This window comes from Microbulbifer sp. 2205BS26-8, assembly GCF_030731025.1.
Taxonomy (GTDB): Bacteria; Pseudomonadota; Gammaproteobacteria; order Pseudomonadales; family Cellvibrionaceae; genus Microbulbifer; species Microbulbifer spongiae.
Map to the genome: position 1 here is coordinate 1 of NZ_JAVAMR010000094.1, position 3,253 is coordinate 3,253.

At 44.9% G+C, this 3,253-nt stretch carries 2 protein-coding genes and 1 pseudogene; all 3 read right to left on the reverse strand.

Annotation, left to right across the window (positions count from 1 at the left end):
* Positions 1–658 precede the first annotated feature (658 nt).
* A complete protein-coding gene (locus Q5Y71_RS16465; RefSeq protein WP_306043174.1) occupies positions 659–1,921 on the reverse strand; it encodes a GC-type dockerin domain-anchored protein in 1,263 nt (420 codons plus the stop codon).
* An 891-nt stretch (positions 1,922–2,812) separates the two neighbouring features.
* A complete protein-coding gene (locus Q5Y71_RS16470; protein ID WP_306043175.1) occupies positions 2,813–2,941 on the reverse strand; it encodes a hypothetical protein in 129 nt (42 codons plus the stop codon).
* Positions 2,942–3,113: 172 nt separating this feature from the next.
* A pseudogene (locus Q5Y71_RS16475) lies at positions 3,114–3,253 on the reverse strand (IS30 family transposase); the annotation flags it as partial.

Here is a 3,253-nt window from a genome sequence, read left to right on the forward strand (position 1 = left end):
CTTAGACACCAGTAATGATAAGGTTTTCCGCCGTTCTTGTATCTGAAATGGTGCAAAATCCGGGCTAACTCTGGTGAAGTTAAACCAATAGTATACCTGCCACTTAGTTGGCAGAACAACACTTATAGTATGCTATCTGGTGTTAGTTTTAGGGTGAAAAAATGTTATACGGCGCTTCCCGGACAAGGCGATGATCCGTTCTAGGCTAAGTTAGTGTTTAACTGTAGTAGTTCAGGTTTGATCTGCAAGCGGCCAAACATCGCACCCTGTAACTCATTTAGTCCTGTTCGCTATCTCTTATCGTAAGCTTCCAAGGTAAGAATCGGGATAGGGAGGACACCTCGCGGTGCCTCCCTATTGTAATCGCTCAATGCACCCCATCTTGCAAATTCACATTCCAAGGTAAGAGTGCTTCGATGAAAAACCGTGATTGACTAATTCTTGCCCAAATGGTTTTTTAGGTAGCGATGATTAATCACAGCGGCAGAGTATTTTGAGTTCTTTATATCGGCCTCCTGACCGCAGTTTGTCACAAAGCGCCAAGTTTGAAACTGTCTACTTGTAGGAAAAGCTTACGCATTCCCTGTGCCCGAAATGTCGAGGATACCCAAGAGAATTCTCTCCAATGCTCACTCGAACCGCTCAACTGGTATATCGATCAGCAGCCCGCTCCAAGCATTGCCTGGTAGACAGAAACATCAAAAAAGTTGAGTGACCCGTCACCCGTGAGCTCCGCGTGAGGGTCGCCGGCATTATACCATTCCATATACGCATCAAAATCAGTAGTGTCTGCTGTCCCATCGCTGTTAATGTCAGCGATACAAGCCTGCATATCTAAGCGCGACGCATCCTCAGAGTTGATGATACCGTTCTGGTTCAGATCTGCGTGCGGTAGGTAGTCTTGGTCATTGACGTCGTTCCCGAATTGAAGAGTCAGTGTTGCACGATCCCAATAGTCGATGACCCCATCCTCATTGACATCAAAATAATCACTTGTCAGCGAGGTTTTCTGTCCACTGAAACTAACCCAGGCAGTGCCAGCCGGTGGTGTCAGGGTGAAGGAGTGCTCCAAATTCAGATCGTCATCGAAGCAGACGGTTCCAACGAGGCACGGTGGAAGCTCCCATTCAATAGGCCCGCCTCCGCTCGTCGTCGGTAGCGTTGTGCCAAAGAGTTCTCCGCCCACGTACGTGCGCCTCCCTTCACTAGCAAAAACGACTCCTTGTATCGTTTCTGAACTGATTTCTTGGTTATTGGCATCCATGTAGGCGATAGTAAGTCTGGTGAAAAGATCGGTGGCGATTCGATCTGGCGCCCCGATAGAGCTGGTTCCCCCTGTGCTTGCCTGGCAGAAGTAGGAGTCAGATTTTGAAGTTACATCGAGGCTTAACTCAACTTCAACGGTTTCTACACCGCCATTTGGGCAAGTCAAAGGCCACCCGGCAGCCCATGATTGTCCAACTTGCCCACGTCCCTTGGGGTTGCAAGAGGGACAGCCCCTATTGTCCGTGTCAACACGACGGGTGCGCGTGGAAATTGAGCTCTCATCGGCATATGTTGGTTGCGAAGAAAGTCCCAAGTTTACCGACGAAAATGCATCGGCAATCCTGCAGATATTGGATGCGCAGTTTCGCAAAGTTGCTGTAGCCGAGGAATTAGATGCCCATGGCGTAGGGTCGACGCCCGGACCGGGATCGATATCGAAATCGGAGACTTGGTTGGGATACGAATTGCAAGTCTCGCCGTTCGCCGAGGCACCCGTGACCGCTTGGGTTACAGAATTCGGCCTGTCGACTGCACAATTGTAAAACGTGTCAATATTCAATTGGAATTCTAGAGTTTGCTCATTAGATGAACCCATTTGCTGGGCCATGGCAACGGATGATAATAATAGAAAAAGTGCTGCAGTCATCTGGCTCATTTTGGCTCCTTATCAGTTCAGACAGGTGGTTTTCTAAAAATTTTGTTAGGTTTTCAAAATCGATTAATTACTGATGCCTTCTATTATTTTGTTCTGCATTCATGAACAGTACTACCGGATAGCCTCTCCGAGTTTCTTACAATATTTAAAGAGAATTCCGTTTTCTATGCATCGACAAGCGGGAATATATGCACAAAACTTCTGCTCTAAATGCATAAATGCGGAGATAGATTTACAATCCATCCAATAATTGCAAAATATAGGCGCCGACAATACTGGCACTGCTTTATGCACGGCGCAAAGGATACTATGATCTAGACCTGTTATATCGATAAAGAAAAATCCAAAAAATAGGCGAAGGGTGACGAAAAACATGCAGGTCTATGCACATAGTAGATAAATCACTCAAAAATTCCTTAGAGAATAATGTTAAGGATTCAATTGAAAGCACCATCTCGTCTTGCCAGTAGCTTGTTCAAGCTACTCAGAACAAACAGGGCTTCAGCAAGAATAACAACTACATAGTATAATCCCAATAGTAAAAAAAATTATATTATTTCAATTTGATCGTTTTACACCGCTATATCAGCTTACTTAGTTATCGAGAGACTGTTAAGTAAAAATTTTCTATAAAATTAGATGCTATTCACAAAAATACGCAACATTTCGTATATTTGGTCGCCTATATAGTCGAGTTACAATTACAAAAAACACCTTATATCAATCAAGTTTTTTCGGCAATACGCCGATACGAAAGATATAGGCATTTCAGTGACAATTCAAAAGATTTGGTAAGTTAGCACCTTCTTGGGTATTGGGTTTTCGTAGAATTACTTCAGATCTACCTAGATGGCTACGAATAGTTGCGTGGGTATAGCTCCTGCGTTGCGATTAATGCAGTTGCTTGCTGGCACGATTCTGCGTGGCCTCTGCCATGGTGAAAATCTGTTCGGCGAATCGGGACAGCATCACGTCAATCTCGGCAATTTCTTTCAAAGTCGCCTCAGAGATTTCTCCCATTTGCAACTGCTCCAGTATTTCTTTTTTGCGGGCGATAGCGACTCTGATCTGATATAGTCTGACCTTTCCACGGTTGGGAATTAGCGTTCTTTGCATTTAGAGCAAGGCGATATTTAAAGGAGCTTCTTTTGAATTCAGTATCACGCGGTTTCAAGTAATAACTGCAATTTCATTACGCGGCAAGCAAATCTGCTCGCTGTCCCATAAATAGTTCGTTTGGTGATCGACAACCCCTCGTCTTTCTCGGACGGTTGTTAAGTCGATCCATCACTGCTTGTACCTCTTCATCCGTGACTTCACTGAAGTCGGTGA